The organism is Streptomyces sp. NPDC056452, assembly GCF_042796085.1.
In the GTDB taxonomy this organism is placed as follows: domain Bacteria; phylum Actinomycetota; class Actinomycetes; order Streptomycetales; family Streptomycetaceae; genus Streptomyces.
Genome location: NZ_JBHTRI010000044.1, coordinates 31,837 through 58,741, shown reverse-complemented (window position 1 = coordinate 58,741; position 26,905 = coordinate 31,837). Strand labels below are relative to the sequence as shown.

Genomic DNA, 26,905 nt, shown 5'->3' with positions numbered 1-26,905 from the left:
GGCCCCCCCCCCCGCGGGGGTTCCCCACACGCGGGCGGGGGGGGCCGCGGCGGCGGCCCCGCCCCCGGGCCCGGCGGGGGCGGCCTCACCCCGGGCCCCCCCCCCGGGCCCCCCGCCCCGCCGCGGAGGCAGGCATCGGCCGCTCTGCGCAAGGCGGTAAGCGCTTCACGCGATGCGGGTCCCCTGGCGAGGTGTCGACTCTTCGGGCGAGGTGCCGCACGACCGCAACGAGGCGCCGACAGAGGCGCGGGGACGCGGGGTCGCGGACTGCGGACGGGCAACGGCGGGGGCACACTGAGGAAGGAGACGCGTCGGGCGGCGGCGTGCCCGTCCGATCCCGATGCCGTCCGGAGAGATATGACCAGCCCGGCCGATGACCCGTACGTGCGGGTGCGTGGCGCCCGCGAACACAACCTGCGGAACGTCGACGTGGACATCCCGCGGGACGTCCTGGCCGTCTTCACCGGAGTCTCCGGGTCGGGCAAGTCCTCGCTGGCGTTCGGCACCATCTACGCGGAGGCGCAGCGCCGCTACTTCGAGTCGGTCGCCCCGTACGCGCGCCGGCTGATCCATCAGGTGGGAGTGCCCGCGGTCGACGGCATCATCGGGCTGCCGCCGGCCGTCGCACTGGAACAGCGACGGGGTTCGGCGACGTCCCGCTCCTCCGTCGGTACCGTGACCACGTTGTCCAACACGCTGCGGATGCTCTTCTCCCGCGCGGGCACCTATCCTCCGGGCGCCGAGCCGGTGGACTCCGACGCCTTCAGCCCGAACACGGCAGCCGGTGCCTGCCCGGAATGCCACGGCCTGGGCAGAGTGCACCGCACCACCGAGGAACTGCTGGTCCCGGACCCGTCGCTGAGCATCGCGGAGGGTGCCGTCGCCGCGTGGCCCGGGGCCTGGCACGGCAAGAACCTCCGGGACGTGACGCGGACCCTCGGCCACGACATCGACGTGCCCTGGCGGGACCTGCCGCACAAGGACCGGGAGTGGATCCTGTTCACGGACGAGCAGCCGGTCGTGACCGTGGACCCGGTGCGGGAGGCGGGCCGGATCCAGCGTTCGTACCAGGGCACCTTCCAGAGCGCCCGGCGCTACGTGATGCACACGTTCGCCGACTCCAGGAGCCAGACGCTGCGCGCCCGTGCCGAACGGTATCTGGAGAGCTCGGCCTGTCCGTCCTGCGGTGGCAGCAGGCTCCGCCCGGAGTCCTTGGCCGTCACCTTCGCCGGGTCGACCATCGCCCGGCTCAACGCGATGCCGCTCGCCGCCCTGGCCGAAGTGCTGCGGCCCGTCGCCCGGGGCGGGAGCGGCGAACTCCCCGAAGGCCCCCGGCGGCAGGTCGCCGAAGCGCTCTGCACGGACCTCGTCGACCGCATCGCGGTGATCGCCGAACTGGGCCTTGGATATCTGAGCCTGGACCGCACGACGCCTTCGCTCTCGCCCGGGGAGCTTCAACGGCTGCGCCTGGCAACCCAGTTGCGATCGGGCCTCTTCGGTGTGGTGTACGTCCTGGACGAGCCGTCGGCGGGGCTGCACCCGGCGGACACCGAGGCCCTGCTGACGGTGCTGGTGCGGCTGAAGGAGGCAGGCAACACGGTGTACGTCGTCGAGCACGACATGGACGTCGCCCGCAGGGCGGACTGGATCGTCGACGTCGGCCCGCACGCGGGCGAGCTCGGCGGCCGGGTCCTGCACAGCGGCCCGGTGGACGGGCTGGCAGCCGTAGCCGAGTCGGCAACCCGCCGGTTCCTGTTCGCCTCGGGTCCCGACCCCGCGGCAGGACGAACCCCGCGGGAGCCGACGGTCTGGCTCCATCTGCGGGGCATCGACCGGCACAATCTGCGCGACCTCGATGTGGACCTGCCCCTGGGTGTGTTCGCGGCCGTCACCGGCGTATCGGGGTCGGGGAAATCGACCCTGATCACACAGGTGCTCGCCGGGGCCCTCGCCGAGCACCTGGGCACGGACGTCCCGCCGGACCACGCGGGCGAGGCGAGTGACGCACGCGACGCGGGGGAGACCGGGGCCGGTGCGGGCTTCGCGGCCAAGGGGATGGAGGCGGTGGACCGCCTGGTCCAGGTGGACCAGAAGCCCATCGGCCGTACGCCGCGCTCCAACCTGGCGACCTACACCGGCCTGTTCGACTCCGTACGCAAGCTCTTCGCGGCCACCGATGACGCGAGGCAGCGCGGCTACAACGCGGGCCGCTTCTCGTTCAACGTCGCCGGCGGCCGGTGCGAGACGTGTCAGGGCGAGGGCATGGTGGCCGTGGAGCTGCTCTTCCTGCCCGGTACCTACGCGCCGTGCCCCCAATGCCGTGGCGCCCGCTACAACGAGGAGACCCTGCAGGTCCGTTACCGGGGCCGCAACGTCGCGGAGGTACTGGGCATGACCGTGGACGCGGCCGCGGAGTTCTTCGCCGACGTCCCGCACGCGGCACGGAGCCTGCGCACCCTGCGGGAGGTGGGCCTGGGCTACCTGCGGCTCGGACAGCCCGCCACCGAACTGTCGGGCGGCGAGGCCCAGCGCATCAAGCTCGCGTCGGAGCTCCAGCGGAGCCGTACCGGACACACCGTGTACCTGCTGGACGAGCCGACCACCGGGCTGCATCCGGCCGATGTCGAGCTCCTGATGCGACAGCTGCACGGGCTCGTCGACGCGGGCCACTCGGTGTTCGTGGTCGAGCACGAGATGGGCGTGGTCGCCGGAGCCGACTGGATCGTGGACCTCGGGCCCGGAGGCGGCGACGCCGGAGGCCAGGTGGTCGCCTCCGGACAGCCGGCCGACGTGGCCAGGGCGGGCGGCAGCCGGACGGCGGACTACCTGGCACGCCGGTTCAGCGGCTGAGCCGCCGTGCCGGACGGTCCGCCGCCCGAGGACCGGGGAGCGCCGTCACCGTCGGGGGCAGGGCCACCCTGCTCCAGATCGCGGCCCTCGCCGGACACCCGGGCGGGCACGACTCAACGGCACTCGCCGACGAACCGGCCCGCCCCTTCCCGGTGTCCTCCCGACGGCCTCAGCCGGACGGTCGCCCACGTCCGCCCTTCGACGCCGCGATGAGCGCCGGTACGGTGCCGAACTTGACGCGCGGGCGGCCGAGGGCGCGACCGCGTGCCAGCTCGGCACGGTCGATGGCGGCCAGTCCCCGGGCGTCGACGACATGACGGGAGCGCTGCTGGGCGAGGCGGCGGAAGGCCTTGGGCGGCTGCGCGGGGGAAGGGAGCCGGCCCTCGACGGCGTCGGCCAGAAGAGCGCCGACGGTCTCGGCCGCGCAGGTGCGGTTGGCTCCGATGCCCCCGGAGGGACCGCGCTTGATCCAGCCGACCACGTACGTCCCGGGCATGCCCGTCACCCGGCCGTCCTCGTGCGGCACGGTACCGGTCACGTCGTCGAAGGGCAGGCCCGGTACCGGAACGCCGCGGTAGCCGACCGCCCGCAGGAGCAGGCCGGCCGGTATGTCCTGCTCGCCCGTCTCAGCCGTCACACGCACGGCGGCGACGCCGTCCTCGCCGAGCACCTCCACGGGGGCCGAGTGGAAGCGGAAGACGATGCGCCGGCCCGCGGCCGGGGGACGCGACCAGTCGGTCCTCTCGCGGGCGACGTCCCGCAGCAGGGCGGCCTTCTCGCCGGGCGCGGCCGCGTCGATCCGCGCACCGGTCCTCGGATCGTGGTCGTCGACGACCAGCTCCACGCCCGGCAGATGCTTGAGGGCGAGCAACTCGGAGGCTGTACAGGCCACATCCTCGGGACCGCGCCGTCCGAGCACGACGACCTCGCGCACCTTCGAGTCACGCAGGACGGCCAGCGCGTGCTCGGCGATGTCGGTGCGGGCCAGCGCGGCGGGATCCGCCACGAGGATGCGCGCGACGTCGAGAGCCACGTTCCCGTTGCCGGCGACGACCACCCGCTCGGTGGCCAGGCGCACGGCTTCCGGCTCGACCTCCGGGTGGGCGTTGTACCAGGACACGAACGAGGTGGCCGCGATGCTGCCCGGCAGGTCCTCGCCCGGGATGCCGAGCCGGCGGCCCGTGGAGGCGCCGACGGCGTAGATCACCGCGTCATGGTGCGCCGCGAGTTCACCGGCGGTGATGTCCTTGCCGATCTGGAGGCCCAGTTGCATGCGGACGCGGGGATGGGAGTGGAAGCGCGCGAAGGTCTCGCCCACCCCCTTGGTCGCGGGGTGGTCGGGTGCGACTCCGTACCGGACGAGGCCGCCCGCCACCGGCAGCCGGTCGATCAGCGTCACCTCGGCGTTGGTGTGCAGCAGGAGGTCCTCGGCGGCGTACATGCCGGCCGGCCCGGTGCCGACGACCGCCACCCGGATCGGCGCGAAGTCGGACGGCACGCCGCGCGTGAACGAGGGCTCGCCCCAGGCGTGGAAGTTCGGTCCCGCGGGGGCCGGGGCGGCCGGCCTGTCCGCGAAGTAGGCGGCGTTGATGGCCGCGTACTCCTTCTGCGCCCCGAAGAGGCTGTCCACCGGGAAGATCGCGTCGACCGGGCAGGCGTCGGCGCAGGCACCGCAGTCGATACAGGTCGCCGGGTCGACGTGGAGCATCTCCGTGCTGCCGAACTCCCGTTCCTCGGGGGTCGGGTGGATGCAGTTGACGGGGCACACGGCGACGCAGGTGGCGTCGCTGCAGCAGGTCTGGGTGATGGCGTAGGTCATCTCGTCAGCTCAGGTCGTCGGCTCGGGTCAGATCAGGTCGGCGCGCTTGTAGAAGAACAGGGCGGGTTTCGTGAGGAGGCGGGCCGAGGCCAGGAACTCCATCAGTCCCGAACAGCTGGAACGCATCAGGGACTTGTGGTGCTCATTGGTCCTGGCCTCGGCCAGGGCCCGCTCGGTGTCCAGGCCCGCGTGCGCGTAGACCTTCCGGTTCACCATGCTGGTGACGATGTAGTAGGAGGCGATGGCGACCACGAGCGAGTTGACCTGCCGCCGCAGCGGGCCCGCGCCGCGCAGCCGCTTGCGGGTCTCGTCACGGGCGAACTTCATGTGCCGTGACTCCTCCACCACATGGATGTTGTTGATCGTCCGCACGAACGGCGCCACCCGCTCGTCCCGCATCCAGTCGCGCTGCATCACGTCGAGCACCTCCTCGGCGACGAGGATCGCGGCGTACGCGGCCTCGCCGAAGGCGAGAGTCTTGAAGGCCCGGCCGAGCTCGATCACCATGCGGTGGGGTCGGTAGGCCGGTGCGCCCAGCTTCGCGGCACCCCGGGCGAACATGATGGAGTGCCGGCACTCGTCGGCGACCTCGGTGAGCGCCCACTGGAACCGTGGGTCCGTCGGGTCCTTGGCGTACATGTCGCGCAGCACCATCTGCTGCAGGATCATTTCGAACCAGATGCCGGTGCTGGCGACGGACGCCGCTTCCTGACGTGTCAGCGCCTTGCGCTGCGCATCGGACAACTCCTGCCAGTACGCGGTGCCGTAGAGCGTGCTCCACTCGGGGCTCGCGCCGTGGTCGTCCGTGTTGAGGGGTGTCTCCCAGTCCACCTCGGTGGCCGGGTCGTACGAGAGCTTCGCGGCCGAGTCGAGCAGCCGCCGGGCGACTTCCTGCTCGGCGAGCCGGTCCTGGTGGTTCCTGTCATCCGGCCGAACGGTGCTGCTTGCCATGCTGCCGCTCCTAGAATCGAGAGATCGACTCGACGCCGCCCCGACCGTGTCCTGTCCCGTGCCCGTTCGACGGGACCGGTGGCTGCGAGCGCCGTAAGCGCTTATTAGACGTCACGTCTAGCAAGCTGTTGGACGGAAGGTATAACAAGAGGGGTGCGCAGGCCTACCCCTGAGTAGGAAATAGGCACGAGCTCTCCACGGAGCACCAGCACCGTCCCTGTCGCGAGGGGGGGGGCGTGCTCCTGCAGTACGGGGTGAGCGGGCCGGGCGGAGTACACCCCAGGCGGCCGCCGAGGCGGATAATCGGGCCATGGAATTCGCTGTCTTCATGACCCTGCCCGGACTGGTCGTCGTGCTGACCGTCCTTGCCTTCGTCGACCAGCTGCTGTTGCGCGCCGGGCGGGCAGGGGTTCTGCCGTGGCGCAACGGAGCCCGGCAGGGCCAGATATCGGCAACCGGGTTCGAACAGCTGCATGCGAGCTTTTCGCCGGGGAAGCAGAGCGAACTGAAGGAGCGGCAGTCCGCCCTGCTCATGCGGGACGACGAGGAGGACGGGGCGCCGCCGAACCGGACAACGGTGGACCTCGACGGCGGCACCGCGGTGATCCGGAAGACGCAGGCGGGCCGATAGGGGGGCCGGCCTGCGTCAGGAGAGCTGTTCCCCCAGGGGGCCGGACTTCGCGCCGCGGGCCCGCGCGACCCTGAACGCGCCTTCGGGATACGGGAGTTCCGCGGCCAGCCTCGCGGCCCTGTCGAACTCCTCCGCGGCCTCCCGCTCCAGGCCGAGCGCCCTGAGGGCGGCAGCGTGCACCGTACGGGCGTCCGTCTCCGAAAGGCGTTCGCCGGCCCGCTCCGCGCGCACCGCTTCCTCGGCCGCGTACCGGGCCGCGTGCTCCGGTCGGCCCGACGCGAGTTCCGCCCATGCCCGCAGAGGGGCCGCACCTGGGCCGCCGCCGTGGGCCAGCAGCGCGAGCGCCTCGGCGGGACGGCCTTCGTGCACCAGCATCTCCGCCTCCGCCGTCCGTACCTCGTTCACGGCCTGCTGGTCTCCCTGCGCCTCGGCCGCCTCGCCGGCGCGCGCCAGGAGCTCCGCGGCGCCCCGCTCACCCGTCCTGGTCAGGACCCTGGCCAGCGCTGCCAGGGCGTAAGGGGTGCACCACTCGGACCGCTCGCCGGTCTCGCGCACCGCACCCCGGGCATGATCGGCAGCCTCGGTGAACTCCCTGAGGAGGAGGTGCAGTTCGGCAAGATTGGCCCGCTCGAAGGCGACTGCGGTCGGATCCCCCGTGCGCTCGGCGAGCAGCAGGGCGCGCTGCCCCGTGGAGACGGCCTCGGCGAGCCGTCCGGAGCGGCGGGCGTGCTCCCGCTGTACGGAGAGAATCGTGACCATGAGCTCCTGATCGCCGTACGCCTCGGCGTGCGGCAGCGCCAGGTCGGCCGCCGGGCGTGCCTCGGCCAGCCGGCCCGCGAGTCCGAGAGAGGTGGCCTGCATGGCCAGCGCCCGGGCCAGCAGCCCGCGCCTGCCGTTGCCCGGCACCGCGTCGGCGGCCTGCTGTGCGGTGCAGGCGTACAGATGCGCCTCCTCGTACCGCCCGGTGACGAACCTCAGGACCGCTGCCGCCAGATGGTGGGTGGCCGCGGTGAGCGCAGGGGTGCCGGGGCCGGGAGGGAACCTGCGGAGCAGTTCCTCGCCCTCGTCCGTGGAGCGGTACTTCACCAGCACCTCGGTGAGCCGTGCCGCGGCCAGGACCTGGCCGTGGACGTCGCCGCGCCGCACCATGTCCTCCAGTGCCTCCCGGAGCACCGCCGCCGCATCCCGGTACCGGGCCATCCGGCGCAGCACAGCGCCCCTGTCGATCCTGGCCTGAGCGGCGTCGGCGGCCAACGCGTCGAGTCGGGCGGTCAGTTCGATGTAGTACCGGTCCGCCGTGTCGTTCGCGCACAGTGCGGCGGCGCGCTCCGCTGCCTGCCGCAGATACTGCGTGGCGCGCGGGTCGTCGGCGCGCATCAGATGCGAGGCCAGCGTGTCGACCGCGTCGGGCCGGCGGCGCAGGACCGCCTCCGCGTACGCCGAGTGCAGTTGCCTGCGGCGGGCTGCGGACAAGCCGTCGTAGCAGGTCAGCCGCACCAGCGGGTGCCGGAAGACGAGCCCGGGCATCGGTTGCCCGCCGACCACGACGTTCCGTTCCTCCAGGACCGAAGCCTGGACAGCGGCTTCCACGGCATCCGTCGCCTCGGCGGGCGAGAGCCGCGGATGCAGTCCGTGCCCGGCGACATCCACCACCTCGGACAGCGCGGCGCCCCCGCCCGCCACCGATATCGCCTCGACGACCCGGCGTGCCGCGGGCCCGAGCCGGGACAGCCGCGCGGCCACCAACTGCCGTACGCCCTCCGGGGCGCTGAGCTCGGCGGGCTCCGTCGACCCGTCGGCGGTGCGGGCCAGTTCCAGGGCGAACAGGGGATTGCCGAGCGACAGTTCCCAGACCCGGTCGAGCCCGCTCCTGGCGCCCGCGTCCTCGGCGACCGCCAGGCACTCCGCCCGTCCCAGCCTTCCCAACTCCAGGGAATGGGCCAGTCCTTGGCGTACCAAGGAGTCCAGCGAGGTGCGTCGGGGATCCGTACTCCCGATCTCCTCCGCGCGGTAGGTCACGGCGAAGCGCCAGTCCGTCCGCGTGGTCACCGCACGCCGGGCCAGATGGCTCAGCAGCTGGAACGACCCCGTGTCGGCGGCGTGCAGATCATCCAGGACCAGCAGGACGGGGGTGGTCGCCGCGAGATCGCCCAGCAGCCCCGCCGCAGCCCGGAACAACCGGTCGCGCTCCTCTTCCGGGCTGCGCTCCGAATTCGCACCGATCTGTCCCAACGAGGGGATCAGTGAGGCGAGTTCTGGGTACTCGCCGCCGATTCTGGCCCGCTCTGCGGACGTCCGGTCGGCGAGCCAGGCATCCAGGGCCTCGACGAAGACCCCGTACGGGGTGTGCCCCTCGGCGTCGTGGCCCGCGCCCCACAGCACGGTCGTCCCGGCCTCGGCCGCCCGCCGGGCCGCCTCCGCCGTCAGCCGTGTCTTGCCCACCCCGGCCTCACCGCGGACCAGCCGCACCGGCGGTCCCCCCTCGGCCAGCAGTGCACCCAGCTCCTCGGACCGGCCGCGAAGCGGCGTCCCGGGCGGGGTGCGGATCGCGGCCGGGAGGACGGGTGCGGAGGTGGCGGGCAGCACGGTCGTGGCGGCGTCCAGTGCGAGCAGGTGCAGCTGCTCGGTGGCGGGCCCGGGGCGGATGCCGAGTTCCGCGTCGAGTGCTTCCCGGCACAGGTGGTACTGGCGCACGGCCTGCCGGCGCAGTCCCTGGCGCAGATAGGTGTCGATCAGGACCCGGTGGGCGCGTTCCTCGGCTGGCGCGGCGGCCAGGGCACGCAGTGCCACCTCTGTGGCCAGCTCGGTCTCGCCCTCCGCGAGGTGGGCCTCGGCGAGTGCGAGGCGTACCCGGTCGCGGAGCGCGTTGAGCTCTTCGCGCCGGACCTCGGCCCACGGGGCGTACCGGTCCTCCGGCAGCAGGTCCCCGGTGAACGACGCGAGTGCGGTGGCCAGGGCGGCGGCCGTCCCTCCGGCCAGCGCGCGCTCGGCAAGAGCCTCCGCGACATCGGCGTCGATGACCACGGTGTGCGGATCGAGCCGCAGCAGGGTGCCCTCGCCGGTCAGATAGGACGAGGAGGCGCGGGGCGCAAGCTCCGGTTCGATGGCGCGGCGTGCGGCGTGCAGGGCGACCCGCAGACTGCCGAGCGCCGCCTGGGCATCGGCGTCCGGCCAGCAGATCTCCATGGCCTGCTCACGGTGGAGGCTGTGTCCGGGGGAGACGGCGAGGAGCTTGACCAGGGAGCGGGCGCTGGGGCGCGGCCATTTGTCGGCGAGGGGGACGCCACCGTCGCGCTCCACCCGAAATCCTCCGAAAAGGTACACGCGAAGCACCGGGGGCCTGTCCGGAGTGCTCGGTGCCGTTTCGTACGGATGTGCCTCTGCCATGAGAGCAGCCACTCTAACGGCCCGTTCCGCACCCTTCGGCAGGGCACAGAACCGCCGAGGGCTGCCGCCGTGATCGCGTCAAGCACGCCGACCCCGGTCCCGGGAGGCCCGGGTCGGCTGCGCGGGGGAGAGGTTGTCCCGGAAGGCTGGGAGTGAGTCGTTACCGGAGTTTTACCACCGTGGATTCAGGTGCCCCCGCCGCCCGGCCCGAAGCCGAACGGCCGGGCCAGGGCAGCCGCCGACGCCCCCAGTGCCGCCGTGCCGACCGCCACGGCCGAAGCGGCGAGCGCACCGTGGAAGAGGAGGACCGGACCCGCGACACCCCCGACGACGAGGGCGCCCTGGACGAACAGCCCGACCCGGCGGCTGTCGTCCCGCGTCCACCCCTGGACGCGCAGCCCGGCGAGAACCAGGGCGATGAGCCAGAACTCCGCACCGAACAGCCAGGCTGTCCCCCCGGTGCCGGCGCGGACGAGCGAGGCGTCGCCGTACGACACGATCACGGCCGCCGGGGCGACGACCGCTGCTTTCCTGGTCGCAGCCCTCACAGATGCCATGGCCGGACGGAATCGCGCGCCGGGCCTGGCCGCGTCGGCCGCGCGCTGCTCCGCCGCACTGCCGTCGGTGTCGGCCGTCTCCGTCAACTGCTGCCCCTTACGCCGCGGTTGCACCTTTGCGCAGATGTGACGACGTGCTCGCCATGTACCGATGGACGCGGTGGAGGCGTGGCTGGTTCGCCTCGTCGCGACTCCGTGCCGGAGTTGCCGCGGAAGGCCGCCGGGCACAGCGGTGGACCGGTGTGCGGGGTCTCCGGTCCGCCAACAGGACAGGCTGTCCGGGGTCTCGAACATCGTTCGCAATTTCAGCGCGAGTCATTGACGCCGGGTTGCCCCGCGCCTACGGTCCCGTCCGAAGTGACGGGCGGGATTCGATATATCGAACACGCGGCCCGAAGTGAACGACCCGTACCCCTCAGAGACGAGCCGCCATGCACCCACACCACCCCAGTCGGCGCCGCGCCCTCGCAGGCGGAATCGGCGCCCTCGCAGCCGCCGGAGCCCTGGGCTCCCTGTCCGGCTGCGCCGCGCCCGCCACCGCAGCCGGGCCGGGGCAGACCCGGCTGCGGTTCTGGCATCTCTTCGGCGGCGGTGACGGCGTCAACATGGCGGGGATGCTGGACGACTTCCGCACCGGACACCCGGACATAGCCCTGGAGGCCGCCACCCTGCAGTGGGGTGCGCCGTACTACACGAAGCTCGGCATGGCCGGCGCCGGAGGCAGGGCACCCGAACTGGCCGTACTGCACCTTGCGCGGCTCGCCGGATTCGCCCCCGGCAGGCTCGTCGACCCCTTCGACCTCGATCTGCTGGCCGAGTACGGGGTACGGGAAAAGGACTTCCCGCCGGAGATCTGGAGCCGCGGCCGGGCGGGCGGCAAGCAGTACGCCGTTCCGTTCGACACCCACCCCTTCGTCCTCTACTACCAGACCGAGGTGTGCGAGAAGGCAGGGCTCATGGCGGGCGGCCGGCTCAAGCCGATCAGCGGCGCCGAGGAGTTCGCCGATGCGCTGCGCGCCGCCAAGAAGGTGACGGGACAGCCGGGCCTGGTGACGGAGACGCTCGGCCCCGACTGCATCACCCCCTGGCGCCTCTTCTCCACGTTCTACGCCCAGACCGGCGGCAAGGTCCTGTCGGAGGACGGCAAACGCCTCGCGCTGGACGATGCCAAGGCCCTGGGCGTACTGGAGTACATGGCGGCCCTCTCCGAGGAGGGGCTGATGGTGCGCCGGTGCGACTACGGCGCCTCCGTGGGCATCTTCAACGAAGGGAAGACCGCCTTCCACCTCAACGGCGAATGGGAGATCACCACCTTCCGGACAGCCGGGATCCCCTTCTCCATGACCCGGGTGCCCGCGCTCTTCGGCAGCGCCGCCGCGCAGGCCGACTGCCATTCGTTCGTCCTGCCGCACCAGAACGACCGCGGCGGCGCGACCGATGAGGCGGCGCACCGCCTCGTCGCCTGGATGCTCAAGAACTCCGTCGCGTGGGCCGAGGGCGGCCATGTACCCGCCTATCTCCCGGTGCTCGACGATCCGGCCTACCTGGAGCTGAAGCCCCAGTCCGAGTACCGGGACGTGATCGACGAGGTGGCGCTGGACGAGCCCGCCTGGTTCGTCGGCTCCGCCTCCCGTATGTGGATCGAGCTCGGCGCCGTGCTCTCCGGTGTACTCACCGGATCCCGCACCCCGCGCGGTGCGCTGACCGAGTGCAAGGCCCGCCTGAGAACTCTCCTCGACACCCGCAACCCCCTTCCGGGAGCCGCGTCATGACCTCCACCACCGCGGCGGCACCGCCACCCGTGACGAAGCCGACGGATGTCGTCCGCCGCCCCACGGCCCGTTCCGTGCACAGGAAGTGGACCGAGCACGGTCTGGTCTTCATCGCCCCGTTCCTGCTCGTGTACGCCATGTTCCTGGTCTGGCCGCTGGTATCAGGTATTGGCATGAGCCTGACCAGTGACAACATCACGGGATCCGGAGGGGAGTTCGTCGGTCTCGACAACTACGCCGAGGCCCTGGGCGACCCCGAGGTGTGGTCCTCGCTCTGGAACACCGTCTGGTTCACCGTCCTGTCCACCGTCCCGCTCGTCCTGGTGGGGCTGGGCCTCGCGCTGCTCGCCCATCAGCTGCGCGTGGTGCAGTGGCTGTGGCGGCTGAGCTGGTTCGCCCCGTTCCTCCTGCCGTCCGGAGTCGTCTGCCTGCTCTTCGGACAGATGATCTTTCCCTCCGGCTTCGGCCTCGCCGACCAGATGCTCGCCTCCGTCGGCCTGGAGCCGGGTATCGGATGGCTGAGCGACGAGCGTTACGCGATGCTCTCCGTCGTGGCCACCACCCTCTGGTGGACCGTCGGGTTCAACTTCCTGCTGTACCTCGCCGCTCTGCAGGCCATCCCGGCCCATCTGTACGAGGCCGCCGAGCTGGACGGAGCGGGAGGCAGGCACCAGTTGTGGCACATCACCATGCCGATGCTCCGCCGGACCACGGGACTCCTCGTGGTCCTCCAGGTACTCGCCTCGCTGAAGATCTTCGATCAGATCTACCTCATGACCGGCGGCGGCCCCGACGACTCCACCCGGCCGATCCTGCAGTACGTCTACCAGCAGGGCTTCACCGGTTACCGCATCGGCTACGCCTCGGCCGTCTCGTACATCTTCTTCGCCCTGATCCTGACCGTCTCCCTGGTGCAGCCGCTGCTGTCCCGGCGCCGAGCTGAGGAGGCCGCCAAGTGAGCGGTTCCGTCACCGTCAGAACCCGCCGCGTACTCCGGAGCGAGCAGCCGGGCGGATCCGGGGGCCGGCGCCCGCGCTGGACGCCCGGCAGGGTCGTCCTGCTCGTCATGGCCCTGGTCCTCGCGGTGGCCTGGCTCGTCCCGCTCGCCTGGGCCGTCGCCACCTCCCTGAAGCCGGAGGCGGAGACGACCGGGACGCCGCTCGAGTGGATCGGTTCGCGCATCACGTTCGACGCGTACTCCAAGGTCTGGGAATCCGGCGAACTGATGCGCTGGCTCATGAACTCGGCGTACATCTCGCTCATGACGACCGTGCTGACCGTCCTGACCTGCGCGATGGCCGCGTACGGCTTCACACGTACCGAATTCCGCGGACGCAGACTGCTCTACGGGCTGGTGCTCGCCGGCATCATGGTGCCGCCCCAGGTACTCATCGCGCCGCTGTTCCAGGAGATGGTGCAGCTCGGCCTCGTCGACACCTACTGGGGCGTGATCCTGCCCCAGGTCGCGGTGCCCGCCATGGTGTTCATCCTGGTGAAGTTCTTCGAAGGCGTACCGAGAGAGCTGGAGGAGGCGGCCTTCGTCGACGGCGCCGGACGCTGGCGGGTGTTCTGGACGATCGTGATCCCGCTGTCCCGGCCGGTGCTGGCCGCCGTGGCGATCTTCACCTTCATCTCCACCTGGAACAACTTCCTCTGGCCGTTCCTCGTCACCACCGACCCGAACGGCATGACCCTGCCCGTCGGCCTCGTCAACGTCCAGTCGTCCTTCGGGGTGCGGTACGCACAGATCATGGCGGCGCTCGTGATCGCCGGGCTGCCGCTCCTGATCGTCTTCGCGCTCTTCCAGCGGCAGATCGTGCGCGGAATCGCGCACACCGGTCTGGCCGGTCAGTAGGGGGCACGCGAGGCGGTACGGCCGGGCGGTCCCGCGCCCGGCCGTACGTCCCGCGGGTGCGGCGGACGGTCAGGCGACGGACGTCGAACGATGGACCGTCAAGCGATGGACGTGCCCCGCATCAGCAGCAGCGCCACGTCCGCCGACGCCGCCGCCACCGCCCCCGCGAGGGCGGCCTTGCGCCAGATGCGCCGGGGCACGAACCCGGCGAACGCCGTCGGCACCACCGCCGCCAGCGTGAGCGCTCCCCACCAGCCGGGCGGTCCCCCAGGCCCCAGGACGAGCACCGCCGACGCCGCCACCAGGGGGACGGGGAGCAGCATCCGCGTACGGGAGGCGCCCAGCCGCTGGGGCAGGCCGCGACTTCCGGCCGCCAGATCCCCGTCGATGTCCGGCAGCACATCGCCCAGATGGGCCCCGACACCCAGCAGGGCCCCGGCTGTCACCACCCACCATGCGGGCCAGGGGCGACCGGGCAGGTTCAGGGCGACCAGGACGGGCAGGCCGCCGAAGCCGATCACGTACGGTAGCCAGGAGAGCGCCGTCGTCTTGAGCTTCAGGTTGTACATCCACGCCGCCGCGACCCCGGCCAGGTGCACCGCACCGGCGACGGGGCCGCACGCCAGCGACAGCGCCACGCACAGCAGCAACGCGGTGAACGCCGCCTGCCACACGGTGTTCCGTGACACCACGCCGTCGGCCACCGGTTTGCCGCGGCGCCCGGCGGCCGCGTCGCTCCGGGCGTCGAAGGCGTCGTTGCACCAGCCCACCGAGAGCTGGCCCGTCAGTACGGCCCCGCCGACCAGGACGCAGCGGGCGGCCCCGAGCCCGGAGCTGACGGACAGTGCGACGACGAGGACGGTCACCGCCGCCACCGGCCCCGGATGGCAGGAGAGCGCCAGCCCCACCGCGCGGCGGGGCTGCCGTGTCACGGACTCGTACACCTGTGGCCGGTCAGTGGTGTCCACGAGGGGATCGTAAGGACTCCGGATCTCACGAACACGCCAGCCGCACGTCTGATTTGCGGGGTTTCACCCTGTTATGTGGGCAGGATGAGGGTCATGACCTCTCCGAAGCAGGGGCCAGGATGACCCGGATCGCAGCCGTTCACGGGGTCCTGCCACCGCACCGCCACACCCAGCGGGATGTCACCGACATGGTGGCGCGCACCTGCCTGCCCGCGGGCGCCGACCGCCGCGTCCTGGACCGGATCCACGAGAACGCCCGGGTCCGCACCCGGAACATGGTTCTGCCCCTGGAGCGCTACGGCGAACTGGACGGTTTCGGGGCGGCCAACGACGTGTTCATCGGCGCCGCCGTCGACCTGGGCGGGCAGGCGGTGCGCGGGGCCCTGCGGACGGCGGGGCTGCGGCCCGCCGACGTGGACCTGCTGATGTTCACCTCCGTCACGGGCGTGGCGGCTCCCTCCATCGACGCCCGGCTCGTCGGGCGCCTCGGCCTGCGGCCCGACGTGAAACGGCTCCCCGTCTTCGGCCTGGGCTGCGTCGCCGGAGCGGCAGGGGTGGCGCGACTGCACGACTACCTGCTCGGCAGACCCGGCCAGGTGGCCGTGCTGCTGTCCGTCGAGCTCTGCTCCCTCACCTTCCAGCGGGGCGACCGGACGCCCGCCAACCTGGTCGCCACCGCACTGTTCGGCGACGGAGCGGCGGCCGTCGTCGCCGTCGGCGGCGAGCACCGCGCGTCGGCGGACGGACCCGAGGTCATCGACACCCGCAGTCGGCTGTACCCCGACACCGAACGCGTGATGGGCTGGGACATCCGGAGCTCCGGCTTCAAGGTGGTGCTCGATCCGGCGGTCCCCGACGTCGTACGCCGGTATCTCGCCGACGACGTCCGCGGGTTCCTGGAGGAACACGGGCTGAAGCCGAAGGACATCGCCCACTGGGTGTGCCACCCCGGCGGCCCCAAGGTCCTCGAAGCCGTCTCCGACGTGCTCTCACTGCCCGAGGGCGCACTCGACGTCACCTGGCGTTCGCTGGCCGACGTGGGCAACCTGTCGTCCTCCTCCGTGCTGCACGTCCTGAGGGACACGATGCAGCAGAGGCGGCCCGAACCCGGAACGCCCGGACTGCTGCTGGCCATGGGCCCCGGCTTCTGCTGCGAACTGGTGCTGCTGCGTTGGTAGTCGGGAGGAACACATGATCTGGTACACGGCCCTGGTGCTGGCCGTCGCGGGCGAACGCCTCGCCGAACTCGCCGTGGCCCTGCGCAACACGCGCTGGAGCCTGGCCCGCGGCGGCACCGAAGCCGGGCGCGGACACTATCCGGCGATGGTGGCCCTGCACACCGCCCTGCTGGCGGGATGCCTCGCCGAAACCTGGCTGGCCGGGCGCCCGTTCCTGCCGTGGTTCGGCTGGACCATGGTGGCGGTGGTGGCCGCGGCGCAGGGGCTGCGCTGGTGGTGCATCCGCACGCTCGGACACCGGTGGAACACCCGGGTCATCGTTGTCCCGGACCTGCCCCTGGTGACCGGCGGGCCCTACCGGTGGCTGCGTCACCCCAACTACGTGGCGGTCGCCGCCGAAGGGCTGGCGCTGCCGCTGGTCCACGGTGCCTGGACGACCGCCGTCGTCTTCACCGCACTCAACGCCGTGCTCATGGCCGTGCGCGTCCGGTGCGAGGACCGGGCACTGGCCACGGTCCGGCCGGCTGCGGCGCGCCCGTGATCGACGTCCTGGTGGCCGGTGGCGGCCCGGCCGGTCTGGCAGCGGCGATCCGGGCCGCCGGAGCCGGCCGGGAAGTCGTCGTGCTCGAACCCCGCGCCGCTCCCGTGGACAAGGCCTGCGGCGAGGGAATCATGCCCAGCGGAGTGGCGGCCCTGCAGGCGCTGGGTGTCGGCGTGGCCGGCCACGACCTGCGCGGGATCCGGTACGTCGAGGGCCAACGCAGCGCGGAGGCGACCTTCCGCGGCGACACCGGGCTCGGCGTACGGCGCACCGCACTGCATGCGGCTCTGCACCGGCGGGCCGTGGAACTCGGCGTACGCATCGTCCCCGGGAAGGCCGGGGCGATCCGGCAGGACGACGGCAGCGTCAGCACGGCGGGGCTGACGGCGCGCTGGCTGATCGCCGCCGACGGACTGCACTCCCCGCTGCGCCGCGAACTCGGCCTCGACCGCCCGGGATCCGCCCCGCGCCGCTACGGTCTGCGCCGGCACTACCGCCTCGCCCCCTGGACGGACTTCGTCGAGGTCCACTGGTCCCGCCGCGGCGAGGCCTATGTGACACCCCTCGGGGACCGGCTGGTCGGTGTCGCCGTACTCAGCCGCGACCGCGGGTCCTACGAACAGCACCTGTCCTCGTTCCCCGCCCTGGCCGGTGCGCTCCGGGGCCTGGAAGCGGGTCCCGTGCGCGGCGCGGGACCCCTGCGCCAGGACGCGCGCAGCCCGAGGGCCGGTCGGGTCCTGCTGGTCGGTGACGCGGCGGGTTACGTCGACGCCCTTACGGGTGAAGGAATCGCCCTGGCCATGGCGACCGCGTCGGCGGCGGTCGCGTGCCTCACCGCGGACCGACCGGAGGCCTACCCCGCACGATGGGCCCGGCTGACACGACGTCACCGCGTGCTCACCCAGGGCCTGTTGGCTGCGGCCCGGCACCCCCGCATCGCCCGGCTGATCGTCCCTGCCGCCAACCGCCTGCCCCGGGTGTTCGAGACCGCGGTCCACGCCCTGCAGTAGGCGCGACCCGGTGCCACCCCCGCCCGCCCGGTTCCGGACCGCGGACCCGCTCTGCGATGCTGGCCCGGTGACGCCCTCGTCCCGAGCCCCGCAAGCCATCACGGCCGACTCGCCCCACCCGGGTATCAACCCGCTGATGACACAGTCCTGGCTGGATCTGGCCTTCCTGCACTGGCCGGCCGACCCTCTGGACGTGGCGCCGCTCCTGCCGGTCGGCACGGTTCCCGACACCCTGGACGGTGTCACCTACATCGGACTCGTCGCTTTCCGGATGCACCGCGTCGGCTGGTTCCGCCTCCCCGGCGTGCCCTACCTCGGGACGTTCCCGGAGACCAATGTCCGCCTGTACTCCCTGGACTCCCAAGGGCGGCGGGGCGTGGTCTTCCGCTCGCTCGACGCCTCACGGCTCATTCCGGTGGCCGTTGCACGGACGGCGTTCCGGCTGCCGTACAGGTGGTCGCGGATGGCGATCCGGCGTGACGCGGACACCATCACCTACACCAGCAGGCGACGGCCGGGCCCGCGGGGCGCGCACAGCCGGATGGTCCTGCGCGTCGGGGACCAGGTGGGGGAGCCCAGCGAACTCGAGCACTTCCTCACCGCGCGCTGGGGGATGCACTACACCTTCTTCGGACGGCAGACGTATCTCCGGAACACCCATCCCCGCTGGCCGCTGCACCACGCCCGGCTCATCGAGTGCGACGAGAACCTGGTGACAGCGGCGGGCCTGGCCGCACCGGCAGGGGAGCCGGCGAGCGTGCTGTACTCGCCCGGCGTCCCCGTGCGCTTCGGCCGTCCGTCCCGGCCCGGCGGCATCCCCACCCCGTAAACCGGCTGCGCGGTGGTCCGACCGAGGCTCATGCCGCGGCCGTGCGGCATGTCGCGTGCCCGACCCGCGGGACACCGCTCTACTGTCGCCGCCACGGACCAGGACGACGCGGTGGGAGTGGCATGCCGGACGTACAGCAGCGTCAACGGCAGGGAGTGGCCCGGCTGGTCTGCGGGCGGCGCACCAAGTGGCTGATCGTGGCGTTCTGGCTGATCGTCCTCGTCGTCGCGGCGCCACTCGCCGGGAAGCTCACCGACGCCCAGGACAACGACGCCACGTCCTGGCTGCCCAGCAGCGCCGAGTCCACCCAGGTGTGGGAGGAATCCAAGGGATTCCGGCCCGAGATCATCACGGCGATCGTCGTGTACGCCCGGGAGGGCGGCCTGACCGGGGCCGACCGCACCCGGATCGCCGAGGACAAGCAGCAGCTCATGACGCTGCGCGCGCACGGTGTGCGGGGCGCGGAGACGCGCGGACCGCTCTACGACAGCCAGAACGCACCCGCGGCCGCCCAGATCTTCGTCCCCATCACGATGGACGAGGACGGATGGGAGCGCATCGGTCCGGCGGTCGATTCCGTACGGGACGTCGTGGGCGGCAGCGAGGGCGGTCTCGCGGTCCACATCACCGGGCCCGGCGGCGTGGCCGCGGACTCCGCCGACGCCTTCTCGGGCATCGACTCGACCCTGCTGTTCGCCGCGCTGGCCGTGGTGATCATCATGCTGCTCATCACCTACCGCAGTCCGACCCTGCTCGTGCTGCCCGTGCTCGCGGTCGTCGCCGCCCTGCTCACCGCACAGGCCCTCATCTACCTGCTCGCCGCGCATGCCGGCCTCACCGTCAACGGACAGAGTGCCGGCATCCTGACCGTCCTCGTCTTCGGCGCGGGAACGGACTACGCCCTGCTCCTCGTCGCGCGCTACCGGGAGGAACTGCGCCGGCACGAGGACCGGCACGAGGCGATGGCGCGTGCGCTGCACCGCGCCGGGCCCGCGGTCCTCGCGAGCAGCGGCACCGTGGTGCTGAGCATGCTCGTCCTGCTGTTCGCCGAGATGAACTCCACCCGGGGCCTGGGTCCGGTCGCCGCGATCGGAGTGGCCGTCGCCCTCATCGCAATGCTCTCGCTCCTGCCCGCCCTGCTGGTGATCTTCGGCCGGTGGGTGTTCTGGCCGGTCATCCCGCACTTCGGCAGCGACGAGCCGACCGAGCACGGATTCTGGGCACGGACGGGGGAGCGGCTCGCCGTGCGCCCGCGCAAGGTCTGGGTGGCCACCGCCCTCGTGCTCGCCGCCCTTTCCCTGGGCCTGATCCAGCTGCGCGCCGCCGGTCTCAGCAACGCCGATTCCTTCCCCGACAAGCCCGACTCCATCGTCGGCCAGGAGATCCAGTACCAGTACTTCCCGGCAGGCAGCGGCAGCCCGCTGGTCGTCATCGCTGACCTCGGCAAGGGCGCACAGGTGCGCAGCGCGGTCGAGGCGACCCCCGGTGTGGTGCCCGGCTCCCTCGTCGTACCGCCCGGTGCCAAGTCGGTGCACGAGGGCCGGGTGATCTTCGAGGCGACGATGAACGACCCCGGCGACAGCGAGCAGGCCGAGCAGACCGTGGAGCGGGTCCGCGACGCGGTGCATCAGGTGCCGGACGCGGATGCCCAGGTGGGTGGCGACACAGCGGCGCTGCTCGACATGGACGCCGCCACCAGGCACGACAACCTGCTCATCATTCCCCTGGTCCTGCTGGTGGTACTGATCGTCCTGATGCTGGTGCTGCGTGCACTGGTGGCGCCCCTGCTGCTGGTCGCGACCGTGGTCCTGTCCTTCGCCGCCGCCCTCGGCATCAGCGCGCTCGTCTTCCGCTACGTGTTCGACTACGCGGGCGAGACGACGGACTTCCCGCTCTTCGTGTTCGTGTTCCTGGTGGCCCTCGGCATCGACTACAACATCTTCCTCACCACACGGATCCGCGAGGAGGCACTCCACCAGGGCACCAGGGCCGGAGTGCTGACGGGCCTCGCCGCCACCGGGGCCGTGATCACCTCGGCCGGACTGGTCCTGGCGGGCACCTTCGCCGCACTCGGGACCCTGCCGGTCGTGGCCTTCGCGGAGATCGGCTTCGCGGTCGCCCTGGGCGTGCTCCTGGACACCTTCGTCGTACGGTCCGTGCTGGTCACCTCCCTCTTCCTGGACATCGGCCCCCGCGTGTGGTGGCCCCACCGGCTCGCCCGTGAGGACGGGGGCGCAGCGAGGAGGCCGGAGGCACCGGCCGCGCAGCCGTAGGGTACAGATCCGGGCGTTCCCGGCCGCGGCGCATCGCGGCTCACGGCTCGCCCGGTCCATGGCGAGGGTGTAAAAAGGGGACCATGGCCGGACGCTACGGCCGCCCGCGTTCGTTTCTCAAGATGAGGACCGTCGCAGGTCAGGTCTTTCTCCTGCAGTTGGCGATCGTGGTGTTGCTGGTCGCTGCCGCCGTGGCCGCGCTCGTTCTGCAGTCCCGGGCCGACAGCGCACGGGAAGCCCGCAATCGCTCCGTCGCCGTCGCCGAGACCTTCGCGAACGCCCCGGGCATGGAAGCGGCCCTGGAGAGCCCGGACCCCAGCGCGGTGCTCCAGCCGAAGGCCGAGGCGGCCCGGAAGGGCTCGGGCGTCGATTTCATCGTCGTACTGAACCTCGACTCGATCCGTTACACCCACCCGCTGCCCGACCGCATCGGAAAGAAGTTCGTCGGCGACGTGAAGCCCGCACTCGAGGGCCGCGTCGTCACCGAGAGGGTCAACGGGACGATCGGCCCCCTCGTGCAGGCCGTGGTGCCCGTCTTCGGCGCGAACGGCAAAGTCATCGGCATGGTGTCCGCGGGAATCACCATCGAGCGGGTGAGCGGCGTCGTCGAGGACCAGTTCCCCCTCCTTTTCGGCTCCGCCGCGGGGATCCTGCTCCTCACCATGGGCGGAACGGCGCTCGTCAGCAGACGGCTCCGACGCCAGACCCACGGCCTCGGCCCGACCGAGATGACCCGGATGTACGAACACCACGACGCCGTCCTGCACGCCGTGCGGGAGGGCGTGCTCATCGTCGGTGGGGACGGCCGGCTCCTGCTGGCCAACGACGAGGCACGGCGGCTGCTCGGCCTGCCGGCACAGGTGGAAGGCCGCGAGGTCACCGATCTTGGTCTCGACCCCCACACCACCGATCTGCTGGCCTCGGGGCGCATCGCCACGGACGAGGTGCTCTCGGTGGGCAACCGGATTCTCGCGGTCAGCCAGCGCTCCACGGATCAGGACGGCGGGCCGCCGGGCAGCGTGACCACCCTGCGCGACACGACGGAGCTGCAGGCACTCACGGGCAAGGCCGACGTGGCGCGGGGAAGGCTCAAACTGCTGTACGACGCCGGCACGGAGATCGGCACCGCCCTCGATGTCGTACGGACGTGCGAGGAACTGGCGGACTTCGCCACGGCCAGGTTCGCCGACTACGCGACCGTCGACGTGGCGGAGACCGTACTGCGCGGCGAGGAGCCGACTGCGGCACGTACGGTCGCCGACATGCGGCGCACGGCGCTCAGCGGCACCCGGCACGACACGGGCCTCTACCCGCTCGGGTCGGTCATCCGCTTCATGCCGAGCACCGCCATCGGCGCCGGCCTCCTCAGGGGCGAGGCGGTCATCGACACGGACCTGCCGGCCCTGTCGGGATGGCAGGAGCAGCATCCCGCACGGGCCGAGCGCCTCGTCGAGTGCGGCTTCCACTCGATGATCGCCGTTCCGCTGAGGGCCCGCGGCGTCATCCTGGGCGTGGCCATGTTCTGGCGGGCGCAGCGGCCCGAACGGTTCGAGGACGAGGACCTGTCCGTCGCCGAGGAACTCGTCGCCCGCGCCGCCGTGAGCATCGACAACGCCCGCCGCTACTCACGTGAGCACACGGTGGCGGTCACCCTCCAGCGCAGTCTGCTGCCACGCGGTCTCCCCGACCAGACCGCCATCGACGCGGCCTACCGGTACCTGCCCGCGCAGGCCGGAGTCGGCGGACTCGGCGGGGTGGGCGGGGACTGGTTCGACATCATTCCGCTGCCCGGCGCCCGGGTCGCACTGGTCGTCGGCGACGTCGTGGGCCACGGGCTCCACGCGGCCGCCACCATGGGACGGCTGCGCACCGCGGTCCACAACTTCTCCACGCTGGACCTGCCCCCCGACGAGCTGCTCTGGCACCTGGACGAACTGGTGGCCCGGATCGACCAGGACGAGACGGCGGACAACTTCGCGGGGGGAGTCACCGGGGCCACCTGCCTCTACGCCATCTACGATCCGGTGTCCGGGCGCTGCACCATGGCACGGGCCGGCCACCTCCAGCCGGTGATCGTCCACCCGGACGGCGTTGCCGAGTTCGCCGACGTGCCCGGCGGGCCGCCGCTGGGCCTCGGCGGCCTTCCCTTCGAGACACTGGACGTACAGCTGCCGGAGAACAGTCGGCTGGTGCTCTACACCGACGGGCTCGTCGAGGACCGGACCCGGGACATCGACGAAGGACTGGAACTCCTGCGCGGCACCCTCGCCGACTACGCCGACCGGACACCCGAGGAGACCTGCGAGGCGGTCCTGCGCGTCATGGTTCCCGCCCGTGCCCGCGACGACATCGCGCTGCTCGTCGGCCGCGCACGCCGGCTCGCCGCGCAGGACGTGGCCGACTGGGAGGTGCCCTCCGACCCCGCAGCGGTGTCCCGCGTACGCGCCGAGGTGTCCCGCAAGCTGGCGGAGTGGGACCTGGTCGAGGAGGCGTTCACGACCGAGCTGATCCTCAGCGAACTGGTCACCAACTCCATCCGGTACGCCACCGGCCCCATCCGCGTCAGGCTGGTCCGTGACCGCACCCTTATCTGTGAGGTCTCCGACCGCAGCAGCACCTCGCCCCATCTGCGACAGGCGGCCACCACGGACGAGGGCGGCCGCGGGCTCTTCCTCGTCGCGCAGCTCGCGGAGCGATGGGGCACGCGCTACACGGACGACGGCGGCAAGGTCATCTGGACGGAGCAGCTGTTGTCGCCCACCACGCCGCCGGAACGCTGACCGGACCGGGGTACCTCAGCTCCGCAGGCAGTGCAGGAACATGTGAGGTTCGGGTACCGACCCGCCGCCGGCCGGCGTGAACACCGCGTTGTGCTCCCACTCCGCCGAGAGCCCCGCACCGGCCGCCAGAGCGGCGAAGGCTTCGGGGGCGAAGCTGCTCACCCGTACCTGCTGGCCCATGAAGACCGTGCTCACATCCTGCACGTCCAACGGAACCGTGGCCAGGACCATGCGGCCGCCGTGCCGCAGCGCTCCCGTCAGCCGGTGCACGAGGGCGGTCTGTTCGTCCCGTGACATCTGCAGGAGCGAGAAGTAGACGCAGATCGCGTCGAAACTCTCCTCCTCCAGCGGGAGTTCACGGATGTCGGCGCAACGGAAGGACGCTTCGGGCACTTGGCGGGACGCCAGGTCGACCATGACCGGCGACACATCGACCCCCAGCACCCGGTGCCCGGCGTCGGCCAGGGTCCGCGCGGTCGGCAGCCCCGTCCCGCTGCCGACGTCCAGGACGCGGCTGCGCGGTGCGAGCCGGCCCAGGAGCCGCGTCAGCGAGTCCCGGTGCGCGGCCGAACCGGCGAACGCACGCTCGTAGTCGGCACCGATGGCATCGAACACCTCTGCCGCGGGCTTCTGATGACTGTCAGTCATATCCGGCTCCCTTCGGTGCGGTTCTACGGGACCAGGGCGACGGCCACGTACAGGCCGCTCTCCTCCGGCCGGGGCGCGGGCGTCCCGCGGTACCACTCGGGTGCCGTCACCACTCCGGGCTCGACCACATCGAGGTCCTCGAAGAAGCGCCCGAACTCGGCGCGGGTCCGCAGCGCGAGCCGGATGCCGCCCTTTTTGTACTCCTGCGTACCCTGCTCGCCCCGCTCGGGGTTCACGTCCGACGCGCCCTGGGACAGCACCACGAAGCTGCCCGGCGCCAACGCGGCCGTCAGGGTGCGCACGATGGCGTACGGGTCGTCGTCGTCGGGCAGGAAATGGAGGAGGCCCAGGAGCGAGAGCGCGACGGGGCGGTCGAAGTCCAGGACCTTGCGGGCGGCCTCGATGATCGTGCCCGCCTCGCGCACGTCGGCGTGGACGTAGTCGGTCGCCCCCTCGGGACGGCTGATCAGCAGGGCTTCCGCATGCCTCAGGACGATCGGGTCGTTGTCGCAGTAGACGACTCGCGAGGCCGGGTTGATCTCCTGGGCTATCTGGTGCAGATTCGGCGCGGTCGGGATCCCCGTACCGATGTCGAGGAACTGGTCGACGCCCTCGCCGGCCAGCCAGGCCGTCGCGCGGTTCATGAACGCGCGGTTCTGGAAGGCACCGGTCTTCGCCTCGATCGGCAGGAGCTCGGCCACCGCCTGGTCCACGGGGTAGTTGTCCTTGCCGCCGAGGAGCGAGTCGTAGACACGCGCCGAATGGGGCCTGCTGGTGTCGATCGGGGGCTGAGGCGTCCCAGTCGTCATGACGAGCTCCGTTGCAGATGGGGTGAACCGCTCCACCTGCGAATTCTGCCACAGCAACTCCGCCGCGATCAGCAGTCGTTGACGCTGTCCGGAGCGGACACCGGCTCCCGGGAGACGCTCCCGGGAGCCGGCTCGCACAGGGCCGCCGTCAGCCGGCGTCGACCAGACCGTGCGCCGGCACGGTCACCGTACGGGCGCCGGCACGGCCGCCCAGGACGACCTTGCGCAACGCGCTGTTGTTGCCGAGGTTCGTCTCCTTGAGCCGCTTCTCGGGGTTGGCCAGCACCTGGATGTAGTAGGTGCCGTTGGGCAGCCCGGTGATGTCGAAGGACTGACCGGGAAGATCCTGCGTGTACGTGTCACCGGAGCCGACATCGAGCACCTCCCGTACGGAGATCGAGTTCTCCTGACCGCACGCGGTGGACAGATCGGTGTTGTCCGGGTGCCAGTTGGCGTTCTTCACCGTGTAGTCGACGGCGTCCGTGTTGGCCAGGCAGAAGGCCTCCTTGCCGCTGCGGACGGTCTCCTTCTTGTCGGCCTTGAGCAGCCGGTAGCTCGCGAAGTCCGTGAAGTGCCAGTGCTCGTGACCCGGACGGGGGTCCCACTCCATGGTGCCCGTCGGTGTGTAGCCGACCTGCTTGCCCGAGGCGTCGTAGAAGTACTGGTAGGCGTCCATCAGTGCCTTGCCCGGGGCCCGGAAGCCGTCCACGACCAGCTGCGCGGGGCCCGCGTTCCACACATTGGCGCTGAACGCCAGGTAGTCCTTGCCCGGAGCGTCCGCTTCGCCCTCGGCGATGGTGATGCCGTAGGCGGGCAGCGAACGGAGGTCGGGCTTGGGTACGTCCGGGACCGCGGCCCGGCCGGCCGGCCGCTTCGCGTGGGGGCGGGCGGCGGGCGCCTGCCGGGAACCGTCCGTACGCCCGGGCCCGTCACCCGCCTGCGCGGACCGGAAGCCCTCCCGCTTGACCGCCCAGGGCAGCGCCGCCGGCGCGGGCGCGTAAGGGCCGTGGCCCACGTTGTACGAGGGACCCGCGCCGCTGGTGGCCGCCGCGGGCGCGGGCGTGCGCACAGCCGCATGACCCGAGTGCCCGGCCATGTGGGAGGCATGGCCGCCGGCGGACCGGGCGCCCGCGTTCTCCTCCCAGCTGCGCTCGCGCACGGTCACCTTGACCGTCTGCGGCTTGTCGGCGATGCCGAACAGGTCGCGATAGGCCTTGGTCACCGACACCTTCGCCGTGTACTTCCCGGCGGGGAGTGCGACCGGCGTCGAGGAGTAGCCCGCGTACGTGTTGGCCGCCCAGCCGTTCTCGACACCCCAGACCGAGCCGAGCGTGAACGGATTCACGGGACAGCTCTCGGGATACTTCGACGTGGCCGGCGCGTCCGGGCGGACCCGTCCCGACGCGTTGTTCGGGCAGAACGACTCCGTCTTGTTGAGCACGGTCTTGCCCGCGGCGTCCGTGACGGTGACCCGGACGAAGTCCGCCAGCCCCGTGAAGTCCTTCACGAGCCCCTTGGGCAGGACCTTGGTGCGGGTCTTCTTCCCCTCGCGGATGATCTGCGTGGCGACGACCGGGTCGTTGTAGGACGCGCGGGTCACCTTCAGTTCCAGAGGGGCCTTCGTGGCAGTGAGGTACGTACCGAGATCCAGGTAGACACCGGGCTCCTCCTTCCACGAGTCGAGCGTCACCGATGCCGAAGCGGCGATCAGGCCGAGCTCCGGCACGGGCTGTGCCTTCTTGGCATCGGGCGCCGCGGCGACGACGCCGGCGATCACGGTGATCGCCGCGGCGGCGGCGACGGCCGGCCGCCACAGCCGGCTGCGGGGGGTTCTGGTGGTCATCGTTCCTCGATTTCCGAGCGCCCTGGGGGCAGTGGAGGATCTTTTCCTGTGAGAGCCGAGGAAGGGCCCCGGAGGTTGTCCGGCGGCTCATGAGTCACGGATCGTTGGCCGAAAGCCGGTCGTACGGTGCGGAATGAGACGTTGTCCTGCCGTTTCCGACCCGAACGCCCAGGACGTGTGTTACGAGGAGCAGGCACCGGGGAA

General features: G+C 71.7%; 19 protein-coding genes. 11 read left to right on the top strand and 8 right to left on the bottom strand.

Translation table 11 applies throughout. The features are described from left to right. Positions 1-357 precede the first annotated feature (357 nt). On the top strand, positions 358-2,850 hold the full coding sequence (gene uvrA, locus ACFQ6X_RS32055; protein WP_383186699.1) for an excinuclease ABC subunit UvrA: 2,493 nt from the start codon (positions 358-360) through the stop codon (positions 2,848-2,850). Between the two features lie 169 nt (positions 2,851-3,019). Here the strand turns inward: uvrA and ACFQ6X_RS32050 are convergent, their stop codons facing one another. Both ACFQ6X_RS32050 and ACFQ6X_RS32045 read right to left on the bottom strand, forming a co-directional pair. Further along, positions 3,020-4,669, bottom strand: coding sequence for an FAD-dependent oxidoreductase (locus ACFQ6X_RS32050; protein ID WP_383186697.1), 1,650 nt, complete (start codon positions 4,667-4,669; stop codon positions 3,020-3,022). Between the two features lie 27 nt (positions 4,670-4,696). Continuing rightward, positions 4,697-5,620: a diiron oxygenase gene (locus tag ACFQ6X_RS32045; RefSeq protein ID WP_383186695.1), complete on the bottom strand. Its 924-nt coding sequence runs from the start codon at positions 5,618-5,620 to the stop codon at positions 4,697-4,699. A gap of 310 nt (positions 5,621-5,930) precedes the next feature. On the opposite strand from ACFQ6X_RS32045, the gene ACFQ6X_RS32040 reads away from it, so the two are divergent. Further along, positions 5,931-6,251: a DUF6191 domain-containing protein gene (locus ACFQ6X_RS32040; protein ID WP_383186693.1), complete on the top strand. Its 321-nt coding sequence runs from the start codon at positions 5,931-5,933 to the stop codon at positions 6,249-6,251. 15 nt (positions 6,252-6,266) lie between these two features. Here ACFQ6X_RS32040 and ACFQ6X_RS32035 read toward each other — a convergent pair whose 3' ends face one another. After that, positions 6,267-9,551: an ATP-binding protein gene (locus ACFQ6X_RS32035; RefSeq protein ID WP_383186692.1), complete on the bottom strand. Its 3,285-nt coding sequence runs from the start codon at positions 9,549-9,551 to the stop codon at positions 6,267-6,269. A gap of 272 nt (positions 9,552-9,823) precedes the next feature. Next, a complete protein-coding gene (locus ACFQ6X_RS32030) occupies positions 9,824-10,282 on the bottom strand; it encodes a hypothetical protein (protein ID WP_383186690.1) in 459 nt (152 codons plus the stop codon). 344 nt (positions 10,283-10,626) lie between these two features. Here ACFQ6X_RS32030 and ACFQ6X_RS32025 point away from each other — a divergent pair, with 344 nt between their 5' ends. The 3 genes from ACFQ6X_RS32025 to ACFQ6X_RS32015 are packed head-to-tail and all read left to right on the top strand — an operon-like array spanning position 10,627 to position 13,822. Beyond that, positions 10,627-11,967 carry an extracellular solute-binding protein gene (locus ACFQ6X_RS32025; RefSeq protein WP_383186688.1) on the top strand — a complete coding sequence of 447 codons (1,341 nt, stop codon included), beginning with the start codon at positions 10,627-10,629 and terminating at the stop codon, positions 11,965-11,967. Beyond that, complete coding sequence (locus tag ACFQ6X_RS32020) at positions 11,964-12,926, top strand: carbohydrate ABC transporter permease (RefSeq protein ID WP_383186686.1); 963 nt, start codon at positions 11,964-11,966, stop codon at positions 12,924-12,926. The genes ACFQ6X_RS32025 and ACFQ6X_RS32020 overlap by 4 nt, the downstream gene beginning before the upstream one ends. Further along, on the top strand, positions 12,923-13,822 hold the full coding sequence (locus ACFQ6X_RS32015) for a carbohydrate ABC transporter permease (RefSeq protein ID WP_383186684.1): 900 nt from the start codon (positions 12,923-12,925) through the stop codon (positions 13,820-13,822). The genes ACFQ6X_RS32020 and ACFQ6X_RS32015 overlap by 4 nt, the downstream gene beginning before the upstream one ends. 98 nt (positions 13,823-13,920) lie before the next feature. Here ACFQ6X_RS32015 and ACFQ6X_RS32010 read toward each other — a convergent pair whose 3' ends face one another. Beyond that, entirely contained in the window at positions 13,921-14,790 is an 870-nt protein-coding gene (locus ACFQ6X_RS32010) for a UbiA family prenyltransferase (RefSeq protein WP_383186682.1), read from the bottom strand. 119 nt (positions 14,791-14,909) lie between these two features. Here ACFQ6X_RS32010 and ACFQ6X_RS32005 point away from each other — a divergent pair, with 119 nt between their 5' ends. The 6 genes from ACFQ6X_RS32005 to ACFQ6X_RS31980 all read left to right on the top strand — a co-directional run bounded on the left by ACFQ6X_RS32005 (position 14,910) and on the right by ACFQ6X_RS31980 (position 23,401). Further along, positions 14,910-15,968 carry a type III polyketide synthase gene (locus ACFQ6X_RS32005; protein ID WP_383186680.1) on the top strand — a complete coding sequence of 353 codons (1,059 nt, stop codon included), beginning with the start codon at positions 14,910-14,912 and terminating at the stop codon, positions 15,966-15,968. A 13-nt stretch (positions 15,969-15,981) separates the two neighbouring features. Continuing rightward, positions 15,982-16,509, top strand: coding sequence for an isoprenylcysteine carboxyl methyltransferase family protein (locus ACFQ6X_RS32000; protein ID WP_383186679.1), 528 nt, complete (start codon positions 15,982-15,984; stop codon positions 16,507-16,509). Continuing rightward, positions 16,506-17,519: an NAD(P)/FAD-dependent oxidoreductase gene (locus tag ACFQ6X_RS31995; protein ID WP_383186677.1), complete on the top strand. Its 1,014-nt coding sequence runs from the start codon at positions 16,506-16,508 to the stop codon at positions 17,517-17,519. The genes ACFQ6X_RS32000 and ACFQ6X_RS31995 overlap by 4 nt, the downstream gene beginning before the upstream one ends. 136 nt (positions 17,520-17,655) lie before the next feature. Continuing rightward, on the top strand, positions 17,656-18,348 hold the full coding sequence (locus ACFQ6X_RS31990) for a YqjF family protein (RefSeq protein WP_383186675.1): 693 nt from the start codon (positions 17,656-17,658) through the stop codon (positions 18,346-18,348). 122 nt (positions 18,349-18,470) lie between these two features. After that, a complete protein-coding gene (locus ACFQ6X_RS31985; protein ID WP_383186673.1) occupies positions 18,471-20,621 on the top strand; it encodes an MMPL family transporter in 2,151 nt (716 codons plus the stop codon). An 83-nt stretch (positions 20,622-20,704) separates the two neighbouring features. Continuing rightward, the gene (locus ACFQ6X_RS31980; RefSeq protein WP_383186671.1) at positions 20,705-23,401 is read left to right on the top strand and encodes a SpoIIE family protein phosphatase; all 2,697 of its coding nucleotides are present in this window, start codon (positions 20,705-20,707) and stop codon (positions 23,399-23,401) included. Between the two features lie 15 nt (positions 23,402-23,416). Here the strand turns inward: ACFQ6X_RS31980 and ACFQ6X_RS31975 are convergent, their stop codons facing one another. From ACFQ6X_RS31975 to ACFQ6X_RS31965, 3 genes are all read right to left on the bottom strand, one after another. Further along, positions 23,417-24,049, bottom strand: a complete 633-nt coding sequence (locus tag ACFQ6X_RS31975) for a class I SAM-dependent methyltransferase (RefSeq protein ID WP_383186669.1) — start codon at positions 24,047-24,049, stop codon at positions 23,417-23,419. 23 nt (positions 24,050-24,072) lie between these two features. After that, a complete protein-coding gene (locus ACFQ6X_RS31970) occupies positions 24,073-24,858 on the bottom strand; it encodes an SAM-dependent methyltransferase (RefSeq protein ID WP_383186667.1) in 786 nt (261 codons plus the stop codon). Between the two features lie 148 nt (positions 24,859-25,006). Continuing rightward, positions 25,007-26,701, bottom strand: coding sequence for a lysyl oxidase family protein (locus ACFQ6X_RS31965; protein WP_383186665.1), 1,695 nt, complete (start codon positions 26,699-26,701; stop codon positions 25,007-25,009). Between the last annotated feature and the right edge of the window lie 204 nt (positions 26,702-26,905).

What these genes read in the sequence shown, in the direction of transcription:
- uvrA (WP_383186699.1), top strand. Translation starts at nt 358, where the DNA reads ATGACCAGCCCGGCCGATGACCCGTACGTGCGGGTGCGTGGCGCCCGC.
- ACFQ6X_RS32050 (WP_383186697.1), bottom strand. Translation starts at nt 4,669, where the DNA reads ATGACCTACGCCATCACCCAGACCTGCTGCAGCGACGCCACCTGCGTC.
- ACFQ6X_RS32045 (WP_383186695.1), bottom strand. Translation starts at nt 5,620, where the DNA reads ATGGCAAGCAGCACCGTTCGGCCGGATGACAGGAACCACCAGGACCGG.
- ACFQ6X_RS32040 (WP_383186693.1), top strand. Translation starts at nt 5,931, where the DNA reads ATGGAATTCGCTGTCTTCATGACCCTGCCCGGACTGGTCGTCGTGCTG.
- ACFQ6X_RS32025 (WP_383186688.1), top strand. Translation starts at nt 10,627, where the DNA reads ATGCACCCACACCACCCCAGTCGGCGCCGCGCCCTCGCAGGCGGAATC.
- ACFQ6X_RS32020 (WP_383186686.1), top strand. Translation starts at nt 11,964, where the DNA reads ATGACCTCCACCACCGCGGCGGCACCGCCACCCGTGACGAAGCCGACG.
- ACFQ6X_RS32005 (WP_383186680.1), top strand. Translation starts at nt 14,910, where the DNA reads ATGACCCGGATCGCAGCCGTTCACGGGGTCCTGCCACCGCACCGCCAC.
- ACFQ6X_RS32000 (WP_383186679.1), top strand. Translation starts at nt 15,982, where the DNA reads ATGATCTGGTACACGGCCCTGGTGCTGGCCGTCGCGGGCGAACGCCTC.
- ACFQ6X_RS31990 (WP_383186675.1), top strand. Translation starts at nt 17,656, where the DNA reads ATGACACAGTCCTGGCTGGATCTGGCCTTCCTGCACTGGCCGGCCGAC.
- ACFQ6X_RS31985 (WP_383186673.1), top strand. Translation starts at nt 18,471, where the DNA reads ATGCCGGACGTACAGCAGCGTCAACGGCAGGGAGTGGCCCGGCTGGTC.
- ACFQ6X_RS31980 (WP_383186671.1), top strand. Translation starts at nt 20,705, where the DNA reads ATGGCCGGACGCTACGGCCGCCCGCGTTCGTTTCTCAAGATGAGGACC.
- ACFQ6X_RS31975 (WP_383186669.1), bottom strand. Translation starts at nt 24,049, where the DNA reads ATGACTGACAGTCATCAGAAGCCCGCGGCAGAGGTGTTCGATGCCATC.
- ACFQ6X_RS31970 (WP_383186667.1), bottom strand. Translation starts at nt 24,858, where the DNA reads ATGACGACTGGGACGCCTCAGCCCCCGATCGACACCAGCAGGCCCCAT.
- ACFQ6X_RS31965 (WP_383186665.1), bottom strand. Translation starts at nt 26,701, where the DNA reads ATGACCACCAGAACCCCCCGCAGCCGGCTGTGGCGGCCGGCCGTCGCC.